The organism is Xylophilus sp. PBN-3R (assembly GCF_057747805.1).
In genome coordinates this window covers 2,280,658-2,297,899 of sequence record NZ_CM173225.1, presented here as the reverse complement: position 1 = coordinate 2,297,899, position 17,242 = coordinate 2,280,658, and the positions used below count along the sequence as shown (strand labels likewise).

Below are 17,242 nucleotides of genomic sequence, written 5' to 3'. Positions count from 1 at the left end.
CGTACCGATCAAAAACAAAGGAGTCTGGATGGAGCCGTTGAATTTCGTCGAAAGAGGACAGGGTCCCATGCTCGTGCTGAGCCACGCGCTGGGCCTGGACCTGGGCATGTGGGACGCCGTCTCGGCCCTGCTTGAGCCGCGTTTCACCGTGCTGCGTTACGACCACCGTGGGCACGGACATTCGCCGGCCGCCAACGCGCCTTTCAGCATCGATGAACTGGCAGACGATGCGGCAGCGCTGATCCGCTCACGCACCGACAAACCGGTGTTTTTCGCCGGCATCTCGATGGGCGGCATGACGGCGCAGGCGCTAGCCGTAAGAGCGCCCGAATTGCTGGCGGGCATCGTCATCGCCAATTCGGGCTCGTATTACCCGGACCGGGCGCCCTGGCAGGCCCGGGTCGACCGGGTGCTGACCCTGGGGGTGGAAAGCATCGCCGACGGCGCAGTCGACCGCTGGCTGACCCCAGCCTTTCGGGCGACCGAACAAGGCGAGGCGATGGCCGCTCAGTTGCGTGCCACGCTCATCGGCACCGACGCGGTGAGTTATGCCGCCGCGTGCGACGCGGTCGCAGCCATCGACTACCGCGAAAGCAATCGGCGCATCGCCATCCCGACGCTGGTGATCGCCGGCACGCTGGATCTGGCGACGCCGCCGTCCATGTCCGAAGATATCGCAGCCGCCATTCCGGGCGCGGAACTGAAGACCGTCGCCGCGGCGCATATCAGCTCTGCCGAGAAACCCGCCGAACTGGCGGCCCTCATCGAATCCTTCGTGAACCAAGCATGACACTCGTCACCAAGTCGACCGTGATGGTCCTCAACGGCCCAAACCTGAACCTGCTGGGCCGGCGCGAACCGGCGGTGTATGGATCGCACACCCTCGTCGATGTGCAGAACATGTGCCAGGCGGCCTGCGACCATCACGGCCTGATGCTGGATTTCCGCCAGACCAACCATGAAGGGGTCCTCGTCGACTGGCTGCAGGAGGCAGGCGCCGCCGAAGCCGCCGGAACCTTGGCCGGCGCGGTGCTGAATGCCGCGGCGTATACCCACACCAGCGTGGCTCTGCGCGATGCCATCAAGGGTGCGGGCCTGAGCGTGATCGAACTGCACATCTCCAACGTGCATGCGCGCGAGGAGTTCCGCAACCATTCCTATATCTCGGCCGTGGTTCGTGCGGTGATGTGCGGCTTCGGAACGGCCGGTTACCCGCTCGCCATCGCCGCAGTTGCAGGCTGGGCGCAGGCCAAGGCACTTGCCGCCCAGCGCTGAGGCGCTGCCTGCGCGGGTTCAGGCCGGAACCGGGCCGCCCGCGCCAACCGGCGTATCGTCGCCGACGTGCACCGAATTGTCCCGTTCATAGGTGCCGATGAGCAAGCCGCTGGCGATGCCATGCGATGCAATGATGTCCAGCACCTCGTCCCGCCCTGGATTGTCCGAAAAGACGGCGCCGGGTTTCAACGCGAAGACCTGGAAGGCATAACGGTGCTGACCGTGTCCCGGCGGCGGGTCGGGTGGCAGCCATTCGGACTGCAGATAGGAATTCCTGCCGGTGCGGGGTTCGTCGGCGCTTGCGCCGTCGCGTACGTCGGAGGTCGCATCCTCGTCGTCGCCGCCGCTCAGTGCGCCTTCTGCCAACACGCCGTCCGCACCCGGCAGATCGACCACGATGGCGTGCACCAGGGGTTTGGGCGTAGGCGCATCGGCATCCTCGACCAGCAAGACGACCGAACCGGTCTCTTCGGGCAAGCCGCTCCATTGCAGCGGAGGGGATCGGCCATCTCCATCGGCGGTGTAGAGCGCCGGGATCGGCGCGTGATCCACAAAGGCCAGGCTGGCAACCGTGATGGCCGACGTGCCCTGGCGCAGGTCGTTCTTGTTGAAGGCGATGCTGTCGAGCCCGGCGCGCTGGTTGCGGAGCGCGTGGCCGAGGACATCGGGCAGTTTTTCGAGCATAGAGTCTCCGGCGGATGAGTGGGTGAAATTCCGTGGCCAGTCTGCATCGGGGACACCGTTCCATGCGTTTCGGCATGTCACCTGGCCCCAGCCTTCAGCACGCCGGAACATCTATCCGCTATAACCGCGCACTCCAGCGCATCCCCGCGTTCTTCCACGTATGCCGGGTAAGCCCAACAAGAATGACGCCGCTTCCAGATGGTGGATACCGAATACCGACTCACAGCAAAACTGCTCGACACCATGGGCATGGCCTTCTGTGTGTTCGACGCCGACGACCGCACCGTGCTCTGGAACCAGTCGTTCCTGCGCTATTTCCCGGAACATGAAGGCCATGTCTACGTCGGCGAGCATTACAGCGAGAACCTGAGGCGTTTCTACCGCGCCCGTCTGAATGCAACGGAGATCGGGCAGATCGAGCGTTACGTGGCCGACGGGGTCAACCGGGCGCGGATGCAGACCCAGCCTTACGTTTTCCAGCATCTGAATCGGTGGTTCCGGGTCTCATCGTTGCCAGAACCGGGCGGCGGCCGCATCAGGATCTGGCTCAAGCTGTCGCTCGCCGAAGCCCAGCAGTTGCAGGAGGCATTGCCCGACCAGCCGCCGGAAAACCTTCACCTGCTGCCCTGGAGCGACGCCCTGACCCTGCTGCAGAACCTGGGTGAGGCCGCCACCCTGCTCGATGCAGAGCAGCGCATCGTCGGCGCCAACGACCAGTTCCTGCAGACATACGGCATGGGCTCGGAGGCTTCTGTGCTGGGCCGTACCTTGTGGGAAGTTGTCGATGCCTTGTGGGAAGAGGTCGGAGACGCCGGCCAGCGCGGTCTGTACACTGACGACCTGGACATGGCCCGCCACTACGGCAGCGGCTTTTCGGGCAGTGCCTTCGAACTCGCTCTGCCGGGCCAGCGCTGGACACGGGTCAACCTCAACCGCACCGCCACCGGCCAGGTCTACGCCCTGCATTGGGACATCAGCGGCGGCAAGCAGCAGGAACTCGAGACACGCCTGGCGGAACGCCGTGCGCGGGAAAGCGAAGCGCAGCTGCGCAGCGTGGCGGCCGAGCTGCTGATCGAATCCGGCCGCGCCAAGGAAAACGAGCAACGCACCCGCGACGTCTTCACCCGCTCCGGCATGCCCACCTTGCTGGCCGCGCCCGACGGCCGGCTGATCGATGCCAACGACGCCCTGTGCGACTTGCTGCACCACCGCCGTGAAGATTTGCTGCGGCTGGGCCTGGGCGAAATCGTCGACCGCAAGGCCGCCCGCGAAGTGCTGCACAACTTGCTGGATGATCCCGGACAGGGCGACCGGGCCGGCCAGTCCGCTGTCGGCGCATCGCGACTGTTCGACCTCGAAACCGCCTTCTTGCGCAAGGACGGCAGCGCAGGCGCCTGCCAGTTCTTCTGTGCCGCGGTGTTCGATGCCGATGGCGCCTGCCACCACATCGTTGGCCACCTGCTCGACATCACCCGGCGGAAGTCCGAGGACCAGGCACGTGAACAGATGGTCGATGTCCTGCGTCGCGAAGCCAGCCAGGACGAACTGACCGGCCTGATCAACCGGCGCCAATTGGAAATCGAGTTGCAGGCGGTGGTGCGTGAACCCGGCCGGCACGGCCTGATGTTCATCGACCTGGACGGCTTCAAGCTCGTCAACGACCGGGCCGGCCACGCCTATGGCGACGTCGTGCTGCGTCAGGTGGCCAGCCTTTTGCGCCGGACGGTGCGGGCCAGCGACACCGTCGGTCGACTGGGTGGGGACGAGTTCGTGGTGCTGCTGCGCGATTGCGACGCCGACCGTGTGGCCGCGGTGGCCGGCAACCTGGTACGCGTGCTGGGCCGCAGCGAATTCGGCGTGGCCGAAAGGCTTTACCGCATCGGCGCGAGCATCGGCGTGCGCCTGTTCGGCAGCCGCAGCGAAACGATGGAAGACATCCTGCGCGACGCCGACGCCGCCTGCTACCGGGCCAAACGCAATGGCCGCAACCGGGTCGAGATGCACCCGTCGCAGCAGTTCGGTTGAATCAGTGCAGGCCGAGTGGATGGGCAGCCATGAAACTCATGGACTGAAGCAGCTCGTTGATCTTGAAGGGCTTCTGCAAAACGCCGACCGGATGGAAGGCCTGCAGTGACTCGTCGTTCTGGGCGCCGGGCCTGGACGTCATGAGGATGACCGGGATTTCCGCGTCGCATGCCAAACTGCCCTTGCGTAACTCGGACAGCAGTTCGACACCTTCGCTGCCGTCGCCCAGATCCAGCACGATGCCGTTGAACTTGCGGGTGTTGAGCGCCGACAGTGCCCGGGCCATGGTCGTGGCTTCATGGAATTCGACCAGCCGCATCTCGCGCGCCACCGATACGAGGGTTCGGCGTAACACGAACTGCGGCTCGACCAGCAGGACTGGGGGGAGGGTGGCCTGTGCGGCGTTCATGCGGCGTCCTTGGTGGCTTCGTCGTCTTCATCGGCCTTGCCGGCCAGGGTGTCGTTGACCAGGTCGCGCAGGGCTTCCAGCACCGCGATCTCTACAACTCCCAGCTTGCGCGGTTTGTCGTCGATCACACACAGAGTGCCGATGCGTTCGCCGCCCGGCGCGCTGATCGGAGCGCCGGCATAGAAACGAATCTGCGGGCCGTCGGTGACCAGCGGGTTGTCGGCGAAACGTTCGTCCTTGGATGCGTCCTCGACCACGAAAATGGCCGGTTCCATGATGGCGTGCCCACAAAACGAGATGTCGCGCGAGGTTTCTGGCACGTCGAGGCCGATGCGGGCCTTGAACCATTGCCGTTGGTTGTCGATCAGGCTGACCAGGGCGATTGGCACATCCATCTGCTCTGCGGCGAAACGCACCACACGGTCGAATTTCTCATCGGGTGGCGTGTCCAGCAGCAGCAACTCGTGAAGCGCGCGCAGACGGGCGGCTTCATTATTCGGAATCGGGGCGAAAGTCATGTGGTTTAGCCTAGCACGCAGCTATCGATTACCTGTCCGGCAATATCTTATTAATTACCCATCAGGCGCTGGACCAGGTCGGCAGTACTCGCGGCAGAGAACTTCCGCATCAGGCGCGCCCGGTATATCTCCACCGTCCGATGACTGATCGATAACACCCGGCCAATCTCCTTCGAAGTCAACCCGTGCAGGAGTTGAGCGGCCACTTCGCGCTCTCGTGCGGTCAGGTCGGCACGCGACGGCCGCTCGGCACCGAGATCCTCGAAGGTCCATATTCCGGCCTCGTGCGGAGAATCCCGATTCAGTGCGCGGCCGGTGACATGGCACCAGAAAGTCTCGCCTTTCAGCCGACCGTCGAAGCGCCGCATCAGCCGGTGGTCGGCATAACGCCCGCTGGCGTTCAGGTAAGGCAGCATGCGCGCGCCGATGCGTTCGTATTCGTCGGCGCTCGGATACAACAAGCGGAAGGACTGGCCCACCAATTGCTCGCGTCGGGCACCGAACATCTCGCACAAGGCCTGGTTGCAGTCCAGCATGGTGCGGTGGCGCGACAACACCAGGCCCACGGGTGCGAGATCGAAGGCCTGCCGGTAATCGACGTTCATGCCGACGGCCTGGGGTGGGGAATCAGGGTCTTCCATTAGGAAACACTACGTACATCGCTACGTAGTATCTTTCAGTCACCAACCAGTCAGGAGATTTCGTGAACAAGCTTTATCCCTCGGCGGAGGCGGCCCTCAAGGGCGTCGTCCAGGACGGCCAGTTGCTGGCGGTGGGCGGCTTCGGCCTTTGCGGCATTCCGGAGGCCCTGATCGACGCATTGCGTGATTCCGGGGTACAGGACCTGAGCGTCATTTCGAACAACGCCGGAGTCGACGGTTTCGGCCTGGGCAAGCTGCTCGAAACCCGGCAGATCAAGAAGATGATTTCCAGCTACGTGGGCGAGAACAAGGAATTCGAACGCCAGTATCTGGCCGGCGAACTTCAGCTGGAATTCACGCCGCAGGGCACGCTGGCCGAAAAGCTGCGGGCGGGAGGCGCCGGCATTCCGGCCTTCTTCACCAAGACCGGTGTCGGCACCCTGGTGGCAGAAGGCAAGGAACTGCGCGACTTCGGCGGCGAAACCTATGTGATGGAAGAAGCGCTGGTGCCCGACGTCGCGCTGGTCAAGGCCGACGTGGCCGACAAGTCTGGCAACCTGCGTTTCCGCCTGACCGCGCGAAACTTCAACCCGGCCGCGGCCATGGCCGGCAAGGTCTGCATCGTCGAGGTCGAACGGATTGTCGAGACCGGCGAAATCGCGCCGGACGACATCCACCTGCCGGGCATCTACGTGCACCGTATCGTGGTCAACCCGACGCCTGAAAAGCGCATCGAGAAACGCACCCTCACCGCCAGCGCACCGGTCGATGCAGCCGCCGCCAAGGTCGAGGCGCAGGCCGTCATCGCGCAGGCCGCAGCCGGCCTGCCGCAGGTGGATGTTCCAGCCGCCGCCAACCCGGCCAACCCCGTCAACCAGAACGACAAGGAAGCCTGACATGCCCTGGACCCAGGACCAAATGGCCGCGCGCGCGGCCCAAGAGCTGGAAGACGGTTTCTACGTCAACCTCGGCATCGGCATTCCCACGCTGGTGGCCAACTTCGTGCCGGCCGACAAGGAAGTCTGGCTGCAGTCCGAGAACGGCATGCTGGGCATCGGCCCATTCCCGACCGAAGAAACGGTGGATGCCGACCTGATCAACGCCGGCAAACAGACGGTGACCACCATCCTCGGCTCTTCGATCTTCGGCAGCCACGAAAGCTTCGCGATGATCCGAGGCGGCAAGATCAACCTGTCGATCCTGGGCGCCATGCAGGTCAGCGAAAAAGGCGACCTGGCCAACTGGATGATCCCGGGCAAGATGGTCAAGGGCATGGGCGGCGCAATGGACCTGGTGGCGGGCGTCAAGCGGGTCATCGTGCTGATGGAACACGTCGCACGCAAGAAGGATGGCACCACCGACCTGAAGATCCTCAAGGAATGCAACCTGCCGCTGACCGGCGTCGGTGTGGTCGACCGGATCATCACAGACCTGGCGGTGATCGACGTCACGCCCGACGGCCTGAAGGTGGTCGAGCTGGCACCCGACGTCACCTTCGAGGCGCTGCAGGAAAAGACCGGCGCGCCGCTGATCGCCTGATCAATCGGAAGGCTGTACCGCGTGGGACACGCCGTGTGCGGCCAGCAAGGCCCGCAGCCGGCGGATTTCGCGGCCCATGTCAAGCATCAGGGCGGCGGCATCCAGGGTGGCATCGAAGTCCCGCTGCAGCCGGCGCGTTTCCAGCGCCTGCCGCAAGTCTTCGCCATGGAACAGCCAGGCGGTCGGCGGCCGGTCTCGCGGAACCTGCAGGATGCCGGCCTCGGCCAGCTGGCGGACCCAGTCGACATGGGCGCCGCACGCTCGCGCCAGTTGTTCGACCGTCAGCGGATCGGAAGAGCCGACCACGGTGGTCGCGGTGAGTTGATAGGACATGTTCATGCTCCGAGATGGCGTCGTGGATCGAAGGCGGCGGTGGCCTGAGCCAGGGCACGGTAGGCCTCGCGCACGGATTCGTTGTCGGCAGGTGGCAGCACGATCTGCAGCAGCAGGTAGAAATGGCCGGGCGGGTCGCCGCCGAATCCCCGGTTTTTCACACGCAGCTTCAGGCCCGAACGGGCATTGGCCGGTACGGTCACTTCGACCCGGCCACCGGTCGGCGTGGGCACTTCGACCTGTGCGCCCAGGGCCGCTTCGCTCGGCGAGATGGGCAGGTCCATGTAGATGTCGCGGCCCTCGATGCGGTAACGTGGATGAGGCGCGATGCGCACTTCCAGGAACAGGTCGCCGGGCTCGCCGCCGGCATGTCCGGGCAGGCCCTGTTTTGCCAAGCGGATGAACTGGCCGGGCCGAATGCCGGGCGGGATTTTTATGGAAAGCGTCCGGTCGCGGAATGCAGGCTGGCCGTCGTTGCCGGTTTCCATGGCACGGAGGCTGATCTCGCGATCCGCGCCGGCCATGGCGTCTTCCAGGCTGACCTCGATGGCCGCATGGTGGTCCTCGCCGCGCAGCGGGCCGGCCTGGCGGGTGCGGGCGCGTTGTTCGCCGGCACCGAAGATGGACGAGAAGAAATCGCTGAATTCGGCGTGATCGGCGGGTCCTTCGTCGGGGCCGCGATGGAATTCGTAGCCCCGGTCCCAGCCCGGCGGCGGGTTGAACCCCCGGCCTCTGCCAGTGCCTTGTGCCGTGTCCCCGCCTGCCGCGACCTGGTCGGCGAGTGCGTCGTAGGCGGCGCGTTTTTCCTTGTCGCGCAACACGTCGTTGGCCTCGTTGACCTCACGCATGCGGGCCTCGGCGTCGGCTTCCTTGCTGACGTCCGGATGGAACTTGCGTGCCAGCTTGCGATAGGCCTTGCGGATGTCTTCTTCGCTGGCGCCGCGTTCGACGCCGAGGATGCGGTAGTAGTCCTTGAAGTCCACTGCTGTCTTTCCTTGTGCTGATCGAACGAGAATATGCACCCGCTCCGAGCTGCCATGTGAGGTTTTGTGCCATGACCGATGTGTTTCAAGTGACCCGACGATTGCTGGCCGATGCCGGCCTGCCGCCCGATGCCGCGGACGGCCTGCAGCTGACGGGGCATGAGCCTGTCTTGCCATCGTCGTTCGCGGTCGGCACCGCCGCGCAGTCGACCATCGCCGCAGCCGCGCTGGCGGCCTGCGCGCTGGGGCGGCTGCGTGGTCAGCCGGCCCAGACCGTGTCAGTCGACATGCGACATGCGGCCATCGAATGCATGGGCTGGTTCAGCCAGGATGGCATCGCGCCTGACCTGTGGGACAGCTTCTCCGGGCTGTATCGCGCGGCCGACGGCTGGGTGCGGATTCACGCCAACTTCGCCCACCATCGTGAGGGCGCGTTGCGATTGCTGGGGCTTGATCCGGCGGTTGCCGCACGAGTCGACGCAGAAGCTGCCGTGGCGCAGTGGAAAGCCGCCGATTTCGAAGATGCCGCGGCGGCCGCCGGGCTGGTCGTGACCCGCCTGCGCAGCTTCGAGGAATGGGACGCCACGCCGCAGGGAAAGGACTTGGCGCAGCAGCCCTTGTTCACCTTGCGCAAGATCGGCGACGCGCCACCCCTGGATCTGCCGCCGCTATCCGCTGACCAGCGCCCGCTGACCGGCGTCCGTGTGCTGGAACTGACCCGCATCCTGGCCGGGCCGGTAGGCGGCCGAACGCTCGCGGCCCACGGCGCCGATGTGCTGTTGATCAACGGACCGCATTTGCCCAACATCGGCGCCATTGCCGATACCAGCCGGGGCAAAAGGTCTGCACTGATCGATTTGCAAGAGGATGCCGGACGCGCCACCTTGCGTGGGCTGGTGGGCGGTGCGCATGTGTTCATCCAGGGTTATCGGCCGGGCGGCATCGCCGGTCGTGGTTTCGGGCCGGAGGCGCTGGCCGAATCGCGGCCCGGCATCGTGTGTGTGAGCCTGAGCGCATACGGTACCAAGGGGCCATGGGCAGATCGGCGCGGTTTCGACTCCCTGGTGCAGACGGCGATGGGTTTCAACCACGCGGAAGCCGAAGCGGCGGGTGAACAAAAGCCCAGGCCCATGCCCGTGCAGATACTCGACGAAGCGACCGGCTACCTGATAGCCATGGGCGCGGCGGCCGCTCTATATCGACAGCAGACAGAGGGAGGGAGCTGGCTGGTGGAAGTTTCGCTGGCGCAGACCGGCCAGTGGCTGCGGGGGCTCGGAAAAGTGTCCGAAGGCTTCACGGCAAGCTTGCCGAAGACACTCGAACAACCGGGTTATGACCAATATCTGGAAAGCAGCGACTCAGGTTTCGGGGCATTGCGGGCAGTAAGGCATTCCGCTGTGCTGTCTGGCACTCCTGCCGGCTGGGACCTTCCGTCGGCGCCGCCGGGAAGCCATCCACCGGCCTGGTGAATGGCTTCGGCAATCGTCTTGTCTTTATTCAGCGCAGGCCGAAGAAAGACAGCACGGCTGCGATGACGACAACAAGACCGACGACATAGATGATGGTATTCAAGGCTTAGCCCTCCAGTGGGTTCGAAGCCCCGAGGATGTCTTTGGCGTCGCGGCTGGATTGTCGGTACAAGACCCCGTTCGCTGTAGGAGATATCAAGTTATCTGCGTTTGATGCGCCGGTTGCGTACGACCAGCAACAGCGACAGCAGCAGCAGCACGAGCACCACCCCCGCCACGATCAGCGGCAGCAGCATCGGCTGCACCTTGGCCAGGAATGGTTTGGGTCCACCCTGCCGTGCCTGAAGGACGTCCTGAGGCGTGACGCGCGCGTCGGGGTTGCCATACCGGGTCAGCACATGGTTCGAGATCGACGCGACCTGTTCGTCGGTCAAGGGCTGCACCGGCGACTCATGGTCGAAACGCGGCATCAGCACCTGATGGCCGTCCACCGTGCGTTCGACGCCATACAGGATCGCTGCGACCAGGTTGGACGGATCGGCGCGGCCGGTGGCCGAATTGCGGAACAGGGCCGGGTACGACCCGTTCTGGCTGCCGCCTCCGTTGGCCTGGTGGCAGCTTGCGCAGTAAGCACTGAACAGTGCGGCGCCGGTGCGCAGGCTGTGGTGCTCGTAGGGGCCAGAGGCGCCACGCAGCAACGGTTCGTTGTCCTGCGCCACGCCGTAAGAGGTCACCGGCTGCGCCTGCGCCGGGTCGGCGATGGCCGGCACGGTGCGCAGATAGGCGACCATCGCCTCGATGTCTTCCGGTGCCATGTGCTGGAAGCTTTTCTCCACCGCCTCTGCCATGGGGCCTGCGGCCTGCGCCCGGTCGGTATGGCCGGTCCGCAGGTATTGGGTCAGTTCGGCGTCGGTCCATCCGCCGATGCCGGCCTTGGCGTCCGGCGTGATGTTGGGCGCCATCCAGGGGCCGAGCGGACTGCCGGCCAGGAACTTGCCTTCGACCTCGGCCATCAGCATGTTGCGGCTGGTGTGGCAGGTGCTGCAATGGGCCAGCCCGTTGGCCAGATAGGCGCCGCGGTTGACCTCCTGGCTCAGCGCGGCGTTGGGTACGAAACGCTGGTCCTTCAGGAACAGCGTGTTCCATACCGCCATCGATGCGCGGATGTTGAAGGGGAAGGGCAGTCCGGTCTGCTTCGCCGCCTGGTCGACCGGTGCCACGCCCTTCATGAAGTAGGTGTAGAGGGCGTGGGTGTCCTCATCGCTGAGCAATGTGTAGGCCGTGTAGGGCATGGCCGGGTACAGGTGGCTGCCGTCGGCCCGGACGCCCTGGCGCAGGGCGCTGGCGAATTGTTCCTCGGTGTAATTGCCGATGCCTGCCGTCTTGCTGGGCGTGATGTTGGTTGCATAGATGATGCCCAGCGGCGACTGGATGCTGTAGCCGCCGGCGAACGGTTTTGCGTCAGGTGTGGCGGCGGTGTGGCAGGCGGCGCAGTCGCCGGCCACGGCGAGGTAGCGGCCCTTGGCGACCAGGGTGTCGGCGTCCGCTGCCGTTTGCGCGTGGACAATCCCGGCCAGGATGAAACCGACGACCGCGACGAGAGTCTTGAGGACCTTTTTCATCTCAGGCCTTCGCCAGGGTGCGGCCGATGTCGTCCGCCGCGCGCAGGCCCAGTGCCACCATCGACAGCGTGCTGTTGACGACGCTGGCCGATGGCATGGCGCCGCCGCCCGGCAGCCAAAGGTTGGCGTGGTCGTGGGTGCGGCAGTTGCCGTCGACCACCGAAGTCTTGCGGTCCGCGCCCATGATGTTGCCGCCCATCACGTGGTTGTTGGCATTGAGCGAGGTGGTGATGTTGAACTCCACAGCGCCGAACAGCTTGCCGATGTGTTCCAGCTGCCTGTGTGCCGCCTCCGCGCCCTTGCGCACGTAGTCGCCGACGTCGTAGTGGATGTCGGGGCAGGGGAGGCCGAGCGGGTCTCGGCGGTCCGGGCTCAGGGTCAGGCGGTTGCCGGCTTCGGGGAGCGGTTCGAGGCTGATGGAGAAGTCCACGCCATAGGCGGCGCGGCGACGGATCTCGTCGTCCAGTTCCTGGCCCACCAGGCCGAGCTTCAGCGCCTGGGTGGTGGCAGGGGCCACCCGGCTGATGTTGTTCAGGATCATCTTGTTGGCGGAATATTCCGAGCGGAATTCGCCGTCGCGCGGGCCCACCAGGCAACTGCTCTGCGCCGGGCCGCGGCCGGTCCAGATGGGTTCGTTCGCAAGGAAGGTGCAATGGAAACCCGAGTGATCCATCATGTTCCGCCCCACCTGGTCGGAGCTGTTGGCGATGCCGCGGGGGTTCTGCTGGTTGGCCGCGATCAGCAGCAGGCGCGGGGTTTCCACGCCGTTGCAGGCCAGCACGAAAGCCTTGGCCGTGGCCTTGTGCGATTTCTTTCCGGAGTCGTACCAGTGCACTGCGGTGATGCGGTTGTTGGCGTCGGTGTCGATCCTGTAGACCACCGATTCGGCCAGCACCTTGACCCCTTTCGCCTCGGCCTTGGTCACGTGCTGAATGCCGTTGTACATGGCGCCGATGGGGCAGATGGGCTGGCAGTTGTTGTTGCCGCAGCAGGCCGGGCGGCCTTGCCACGGAACCGAGTTGCGACCCTGCGGGATGGGCACCGACCGGTAGCCGTGCGGGTTGACGATCTCGGCCACGCGTTGATCGGCATAACCCCACGGAATCATGTCCATCGGATAAGGCTTGCTACGCTCCACCGGGCTTTGCTGGGCCGGATCGTTGGGGCCCGCAACGCCCATTTCCTCCTCGGCGCGGCAGTAATACGGCTCCAGGTCTTCGTAGCTGATCGGCCAGTCCAGGCCGACGCCGTAGGTGGTCTTCATCTTCAGGTCGACCGGCAGGTGGCGCCAGCACGAAGCCGCCCAGTGCCAGGTGGTGCCGCCCACCACCCGCAGGTAACCCTGCTGGTAGCCGCTGCCGCTGGGGCCGCTCAGGCCTACATAGTTGTTCTTCGGGAAATAAAGCGGCGCGGGAGCCAGCGGCGATTGCGGGTAAAGGCCCTGGAAGTCACTGCCCACGCGGTTCTCGAAAGGCATATTGCGCCAGTTCTCGACGGCCTGGCCGCGCTCGATGCGCGGGCCGGCCTCGAGGATCAGCACCGAATGGCCCTTGGCCGCAAGCTGGTCGGCCACCATCGCGCCGACTACACCGGAACCGACGATCACCACATCGGCGGCTGCATCGCCGGATGCGTCGAATGAAGCTGTTTTCATGTTGTTGTTCTTTCTGGATTTATGCAGGTTCAGCGGGCGGCCGACGGCGTCGTCTTCGGTGCGGCTGGCGGGTTCGAGGTAGGCGTGGGCGTGCCGGTGGTCGGCGCGTCGGCCACCGGCTTGGGTTCGACCGGTGCGGAAACACGCACGGCCGGCGGCACAGCCGTCCACCAGACCGGGCCGTAATTGCAATAGGTCGGCACCGTCATGCCGTCGCTCACCGGCTGATACATGAGCGCTTTCGCGTAGGCGAACATGGTCGCTCCCGGACCGGTTCCGACGGTGCCGGTGTACCAGGCGGCCACGACGGATAGCGCTGTCCCGCGAAGCCCGGCAAGGTCCGCCTGGGCCAGCAAGGCCTTGGGCTCGAGGTTCTGTTCAGCCAGCGCCGCCAGTTGCTGGAGTTGGCCGGCGAACTCGGTGGATGCCGCGAGCATGGCGGTGCACATGCGGCCGGCGGTAGTCGCATCCAGTTCGGCATGCCCGGTGATGGCTTTCGAAAACGCCAGGAACGCCGCGGTCTCGGGCGGCGCTGCGGGTGTGACCGGCGCCGTTTCGCCGGCGGCGCGCACCGCGGTCAGGCGCAACAGCCCGGCACCCAGCACCACCATCGAGACGGCGCCGATCGCCCACTGCCGGCGGCTGATGCCTGCACGGTCGTCGCCCGCGGCTTGTGAGTAGTCCGCGAAGGTGTCGCGGCTGCGGAAATGGTCTGCCATGGTTGGTCTCTTCTTTGGCTTGTCGGCAAGCCGAAGATCATCCGCCGAGGACCAATCCGCACCGGCACGCTCGGGTTCGTACCTGTCCCGTAACCGCCGGGCCGTTCGTTCAGGCGGTGGTCGAGTGTGCGAAATCCACCGCGTCGTCGGGTTTGTCGCCGCGCGACCATTCGAGCAGCGTTGCCGCACCCATGGGCCGGGCAAAGTAGAAGCCCTGCAGTTCATCGCAACCCATCTGCAGCAGGATGTCGCGTTGTCCGGCGGTCTCCACGCCTTCCGCCACCACCAGCAGGCCGAGTGCGTGCGCCAGGCCGACGACGGCCTCGACCACCGCGCGGGCGTCGGAACTGGACTCCAGGTCGTTCACGAAACTGCGGTCGATCTTCAACTGCTGCGCCGGCAGCTGCCGCAGGTAGCTGAGCGACGAATAACCAGTGCCGAAATCGTCGATAGCCAGGAACACACCGATCTGCGCCAGGCTTTCGAAGGTGCGTTTGGTGATGCGCATGTCTTCCATGGCTACCGATTCGGTGATCTCGCACAGCAGCTGCGAAGCATCGACCCGGTGGCGTGCCAGCGATGCGGCCACCCGTTCGGCCAGGTCGCTTTCCCGCAGTTGGTGCACCGACAGGTTGACGGCGACACGCATGCGCAGCCCGTCCTCGCGCCAGGCCGCCATCTGCCGGCAGGCTTCGTCTATCACCCAGCCGCCGATGCGGCCGATCAGCCCGAAACGTTCGGCCATGCCGATGAACTCGTCCGGCGGGACATTGCCGCGCTTCGGATGGGTCCAGCGCAGCAGGGCCTCTACACCGTGGATCTTGCTGCTGACGCCGCTGATCTTGGGCTGGTATTGCAGGGTGAATTCGCCGCGGTCCAGCGCCTGTCGCAGGTCGCTCAGTAGCTCGAGCTGGACGTTGGCGTCGGCGCCCATGGACGCCTCGAACAGCGAGTAGTTGCCGCCGCCTGCGCGTTTGGCGGCATACATGGCCGCATCGGCGTTGGCGATGAGTTTGTCGCGCTGGCCGACGTCCGGGTACATCACCATGCCGACGGAGCAGGAGATCTTCACCTTCTTGTCGTTGATGACAAAGGACTGCGACAGCAGCGCGATGATCTTGCGCGCCACCAGGCCGCAGGCTGCCACGCCGGGTACGTCTTCCAGCAGCATCAGGAACTCGTCGCCACCCACGCGGGCCACCGTATCGCCCTGGCGCGCCTGCTGGCGCAGGCGGTCGGCCACCTCGCTCAGGATGTGGTCGCCGGCCGCGTGGCCGAATGAATCGTTGACCGGCTTGAAACCGTCCAGGTCGATGAACAGGACGGCCAGCCGCGCGGTGGTGCGTTCGTGGTTGGCGCGGTCCAGCTTGGCCAGGGCATGCACCAGCCGGTCTTCGAACAGCAGCCGGTTCGGCAAGCGGGTCAGCGGGTCGGTGAAGGCACGTTCCTGCAGTTCGGCATTGGCCTTCTTCAGCTGTTCGTTGGCTCGCATCAGCGATGCGGTCAGGGTTTCGGAAGTGTTCTGCAGCCGCGCATCGAAGATGGACACCAGCAGCGCGCAGATCAGCAGGGTGACCGACACCAGCAGCACCACCACCGTCAGGCCGGCGCCGCCCAGTTCGTTGGCGCTGAAGCAGAACGAATCCATCGGAAAGCTCGCCGCCGCCATGCCGGTGTAATGCATGCCGCAGATGCCGATGGCCAGCACCACGGCCGCCACCAGCTGGGCCTGCACCCGGCGTTCACGGGAGACCTTCAGGACCTTGTGGAAGATGATCAGCGCCGCCGCCGATGCCAGCAGCGCGATGACCACCGACAGCCCCACGATCTGGAAGTCCCACTGGATGGCCGGCTGCATGTCCAGCGCTGCCATGCCGATGTAGTGCATGCCGCAGATGCCGACGGCCATCGCCACCGAGCCGCGGATGATGTTGCGCGGCCTGAATTCGAGTTTGCCGGCCACGCCCATGGCCACCGCAGAGGCGGTGACTGCGGCCAGCCAGGAGACGACGGTCAGGAAACCGGTGTAGCCCAGCTGTATCGGCAGGATGAAGGCCTGCATGCCCAGAAAGTGCATGGCCCAGATGCCGGTGCCCAGTACGCCGGCTCCCGCAGCCCACCATCCGGCCTTGGCACCACCGCGGGTGGCGTTGACGCGCCGCACCAGATCTAGCGCCACGTAGGACGCGAGGATGGCGATGACGATAGAGGCGGTCAGGCCCATCGCGTCGTATTGCACGGGCATGGCACCGGCGGAATGGGTGGCGAAGGGCACGTTGGATCCCTGGTGGGGACAGTCGGCGTCGGGTGGGCGCGACCGACGGTTGACGGTGAACCAGTGTAACTGAATGCGTTAACTGTTTGACTTATGTTTAGCTATGGACTGCCCTGTAATGGTGCGGTTTTCGATGGCCTTGACCAGCGCCATCAGCGTGCGATTGAGCGGTGTCAGGACGCCGTTCGTCTCGCCGCGTGCCACCACGTACCCGTTGAGATGGTCGATTTCGCTACGTTTGCCACGCATCAGGTCCTGCGCGGTGGACGAATACTGGCCGGCCATGGTGGTGGCGATGTCGCGCACCGCGGCATCCACGTCGCCGGGCACCAGGATGCCGTCGGCTTCGGCCACCGCCCGGCATTCCGCCACCAGGCCCGAAATGGTGTCGGTGATGCCGGGCTGCTTCACCAGTTCGCCATAAGGCAGGCGGGTGATGGCCGACAGCGCGTTATAGGCGCAGTTGAGGATGAGCTTGGCCCACAGCGCGCCGCGCACGTTGTCGGAAATCGTGGTCGGTACACCTGCTCCGATCAGCGCCTGCGCCATCGGCACGCTGCGGCGCGATGGCCCGATGACCAGTTCGCCGCGCCCGTGGTGTCGCACATGGCCCGGCCCGTCCATCGCGGTGGCCACGTACACCACGGCGGCCAGAACCTCCTGCGGCAGCAGTTCGCGCAGGCGCATGTCGTTGTCCACGCCGTTCTGCAGCGTCAGCACCAGGGCGTCGGCCGCCAGGTGCGGCGCCATGGACGCCGCGGCCGAAGCCGTGTCGGTCGATTTGACGCAGAACAGCACCAGCTGCGCGCCCGCCACCGCCGCTGGATCGGTGCTGGATTGCAGTGCAACGAATTCGTCGAACGCCTGTGCCTCCAGCCGCAGACCGTGCTGCCGGATGGCGGCCATATGGTCGGGCCGGCCAATGAGCGTGACCGAATGACCGGCGCGGGCCAGCATTCCGCCGTAGTAGCAGCCGACGGCACCGGCGCCCATCACGGCGATCCTGAGTGGGCGGGCGAGGGAGGATGGGGATGGCATCGGAACATGTCTCCTGGTTGCACGGCATCCTAAAAGACGAAGCGGCCTTTGCAATGCA

General features: G+C 65.4%; 17 protein-coding genes. 6 read left to right on the top strand and 11 right to left on the bottom strand.

What is annotated here, in order from left to right:
- The first annotated feature begins 28 nt into the window (after positions 1–28).
- A complete protein-coding gene (locus AC3ANW_RS10965) occupies positions 29–790 on the top strand; it encodes an alpha/beta fold hydrolase (RefSeq protein ID WP_488345201.1) in 762 nt (253 codons plus the stop codon).
- Positions 787–1,275, top strand: coding sequence for a type II 3-dehydroquinate dehydratase (gene aroQ / locus AC3ANW_RS10960; protein ID WP_488345200.1), 489 nt, complete (start codon positions 787–789; stop codon positions 1,273–1,275). The genes AC3ANW_RS10965 and aroQ overlap by 4 nt, the downstream gene beginning before the upstream one ends.
- Before the next feature lie 18 nt (positions 1,276–1,293).
- Here aroQ and AC3ANW_RS10955 read toward each other — a convergent pair whose 3' ends face one another.
- Complete coding sequence (locus AC3ANW_RS10955; RefSeq protein ID WP_488345199.1) at positions 1,294–1,959, bottom strand: YbhB/YbcL family Raf kinase inhibitor-like protein; 666 nt, start codon at positions 1,957–1,959, stop codon at positions 1,294–1,296.
- A gap of 198 nt (positions 1,960–2,157) precedes the next feature.
- On the opposite strand from AC3ANW_RS10955, the gene AC3ANW_RS10950 reads away from it, so the two are divergent.
- Positions 2,158–3,984: a diguanylate cyclase gene (locus AC3ANW_RS10950; protein ID WP_488345198.1), complete on the top strand. Its 1,827-nt coding sequence runs from the start codon at positions 2,158–2,160 to the stop codon at positions 3,982–3,984.
- Between the two features lies 1 nt (position 3,985).
- Here the strand turns inward: AC3ANW_RS10950 and AC3ANW_RS10945 are convergent, their stop codons facing one another.
- The 3 genes from AC3ANW_RS10945 to AC3ANW_RS10935 are packed head-to-tail and all read right to left on the bottom strand — an operon-like array spanning position 3,986 to position 5,516.
- Positions 3,986–4,393, bottom strand: a complete 408-nt coding sequence (locus AC3ANW_RS10945; RefSeq protein WP_488345197.1) for a response regulator — start codon at positions 4,391–4,393, stop codon at positions 3,986–3,988.
- A complete protein-coding gene (locus tag AC3ANW_RS10940) occupies positions 4,390–4,911 on the bottom strand; it encodes a GAF domain-containing protein (RefSeq protein ID WP_488345196.1) in 522 nt (173 codons plus the stop codon). Before AC3ANW_RS10940 ends, AC3ANW_RS10945 begins: the two co-directional genes overlap by 4 nt.
- Before the next feature lie 50 nt (positions 4,912–4,961).
- Complete coding sequence (locus tag AC3ANW_RS10935) at positions 4,962–5,516, bottom strand: helix-turn-helix transcriptional regulator (RefSeq protein WP_488345195.1); 555 nt, start codon at positions 5,514–5,516, stop codon at positions 4,962–4,964.
- Positions 5,517–5,614: 98 nt separating this feature from the next.
- On the opposite strand from AC3ANW_RS10935, the gene AC3ANW_RS10930 reads away from it, so the two are divergent.
- Together AC3ANW_RS10930 and AC3ANW_RS10925 are read left to right on the top strand one after the other, a co-directional pair.
- Positions 5,615–6,448: a CoA transferase subunit A gene (locus tag AC3ANW_RS10930; RefSeq protein ID WP_488345194.1), complete on the top strand. Its 834-nt coding sequence runs from the start codon at positions 5,615–5,617 to the stop codon at positions 6,446–6,448.
- A gap of 1 nt (position 6,449) precedes the next feature.
- Positions 6,450–7,091: a CoA transferase subunit B gene (locus tag AC3ANW_RS10925; protein WP_488345193.1), complete on the top strand. Its 642-nt coding sequence runs from the start codon at positions 6,450–6,452 to the stop codon at positions 7,089–7,091.
- Here the strand turns inward: AC3ANW_RS10925 and AC3ANW_RS10920 are convergent, their stop codons facing one another.
- Positions 7,092–7,424 (bottom strand): chaperone modulator CbpM, encoded by a 333-nt coding sequence (locus tag AC3ANW_RS10920; RefSeq protein WP_488345192.1) that lies wholly within the window; start codon positions 7,422–7,424, stop codon positions 7,092–7,094.
- Positions 7,425–7,426: 2 nt separating this feature from the next.
- A complete protein-coding gene (locus AC3ANW_RS10915; RefSeq protein ID WP_488345191.1) occupies positions 7,427–8,407 on the bottom strand; it encodes a DnaJ C-terminal domain-containing protein in 981 nt (326 codons plus the stop codon).
- Between the two features lie 71 nt (positions 8,408–8,478).
- Between AC3ANW_RS10915 and AC3ANW_RS10910 the strand changes: the two genes are divergently transcribed.
- Positions 8,479–9,876: a CoA transferase gene (locus tag AC3ANW_RS10910; protein WP_488345190.1), complete on the top strand. Its 1,398-nt coding sequence runs from the start codon at positions 8,479–8,481 to the stop codon at positions 9,874–9,876.
- Positions 9,877–10,076: 200 nt separating this feature from the next.
- Here AC3ANW_RS10910 and AC3ANW_RS10905 read toward each other — a convergent pair whose 3' ends face one another.
- From AC3ANW_RS10905 to AC3ANW_RS10885, 5 genes are all read right to left on the bottom strand, one after another.
- A complete protein-coding gene (locus AC3ANW_RS10905; protein ID WP_488345189.1) occupies positions 10,077–11,498 on the bottom strand; it encodes a c-type cytochrome in 1,422 nt (473 codons plus the stop codon).
- Between the two features lies 1 nt (position 11,499).
- The gene (locus AC3ANW_RS10900) at positions 11,500–13,152 is read right to left on the bottom strand and encodes a GMC family oxidoreductase (protein WP_488345188.1); all 1,653 of its coding nucleotides are present in this window, start codon (positions 13,150–13,152) and stop codon (positions 11,500–11,502) included.
- Positions 13,153–13,181: 29 nt separating this feature from the next.
- Entirely contained in the window at positions 13,182–13,871 is a 690-nt protein-coding gene (locus tag AC3ANW_RS10895; RefSeq protein ID WP_488345187.1) for a sugar dehydrogenase complex small subunit, read from the bottom strand.
- 109 nt (positions 13,872–13,980) lie between these two features.
- Complete coding sequence (locus AC3ANW_RS10890) at positions 13,981–16,095, bottom strand: putative bifunctional diguanylate cyclase/phosphodiesterase (RefSeq protein WP_488345405.1); 2,115 nt, start codon at positions 16,093–16,095, stop codon at positions 13,981–13,983.
- A 129-nt stretch (positions 16,096–16,224) separates the two neighbouring features.
- A complete protein-coding gene (locus AC3ANW_RS10885; RefSeq protein ID WP_488345186.1) occupies positions 16,225–17,184 on the bottom strand; it encodes a ketopantoate reductase family protein in 960 nt (319 codons plus the stop codon).
- Positions 17,185–17,242 lie beyond the last annotated feature (58 nt).

Bases quoted from the DNA above. Each gene is read 5' to 3' on its own strand.
- AC3ANW_RS10965 (WP_488345201.1), top strand. From the start codon at position 29: ATGGAGCCGTTGAATTTCGTCGAAAGAGGACAGGGTCCCATGCTCGTG.
- aroQ (WP_488345200.1), top strand. From the start codon at position 787: ATGACACTCGTCACCAAGTCGACCGTGATGGTCCTCAACGGCCCAAAC.
- AC3ANW_RS10955 (WP_488345199.1), bottom strand. From the start codon at position 1,959: ATGCTCGAAAAACTGCCCGATGTCCTCGGCCACGCGCTCCGCAACCAG.
- AC3ANW_RS10950 (WP_488345198.1), top strand. From the start codon at position 2,158: ATGGTGGATACCGAATACCGACTCACAGCAAAACTGCTCGACACCATG.
- AC3ANW_RS10945 (WP_488345197.1), bottom strand. From the start codon at position 4,393: ATGAACGCCGCACAGGCCACCCTCCCCCCAGTCCTGCTGGTCGAGCCG.
- AC3ANW_RS10940 (WP_488345196.1), bottom strand. From the start codon at position 4,911: ATGACTTTCGCCCCGATTCCGAATAATGAAGCCGCCCGTCTGCGCGCG.
- AC3ANW_RS10935 (WP_488345195.1), bottom strand. From the start codon at position 5,516: ATGAACGTCGATTACCGGCAGGCCTTCGATCTCGCACCCGTGGGCCTG.
- AC3ANW_RS10925 (WP_488345193.1), top strand. From the start codon at position 6,450: ATGCCCTGGACCCAGGACCAAATGGCCGCGCGCGCGGCCCAAGAGCTG.
- AC3ANW_RS10920 (WP_488345192.1), bottom strand. From the start codon at position 7,424: ATGTCCTATCAACTCACCGCGACCACCGTGGTCGGCTCTTCCGATCCG.
- AC3ANW_RS10910 (WP_488345190.1), top strand. From the start codon at position 8,479: ATGACCGATGTGTTTCAAGTGACCCGACGATTGCTGGCCGATGCCGGC.
- AC3ANW_RS10905 (WP_488345189.1), bottom strand. From the start codon at position 11,498: ATGAAAAAGGTCCTCAAGACTCTCGTCGCGGTCGTCGGTTTCATCCTG.
- AC3ANW_RS10900 (WP_488345188.1), bottom strand. From the start codon at position 13,152: ATGAAAACAGCTTCATTCGACGCATCCGGCGATGCAGCCGCCGATGTG.
- AC3ANW_RS10895 (WP_488345187.1), bottom strand. From the start codon at position 13,871: ATGGCAGACCATTTCCGCAGCCGCGACACCTTCGCGGACTACTCACAA.
- AC3ANW_RS10890 (WP_488345405.1), bottom strand. From the start codon at position 16,095: ATGGGCCTGACCGCCTCTATCGTCATCGCCATCCTCGCGTCCTACGTG.
- AC3ANW_RS10885 (WP_488345186.1), bottom strand. From the start codon at position 17,184: ATGCCATCCCCATCCTCCCTCGCCCGCCCACTCAGGATCGCCGTGATG.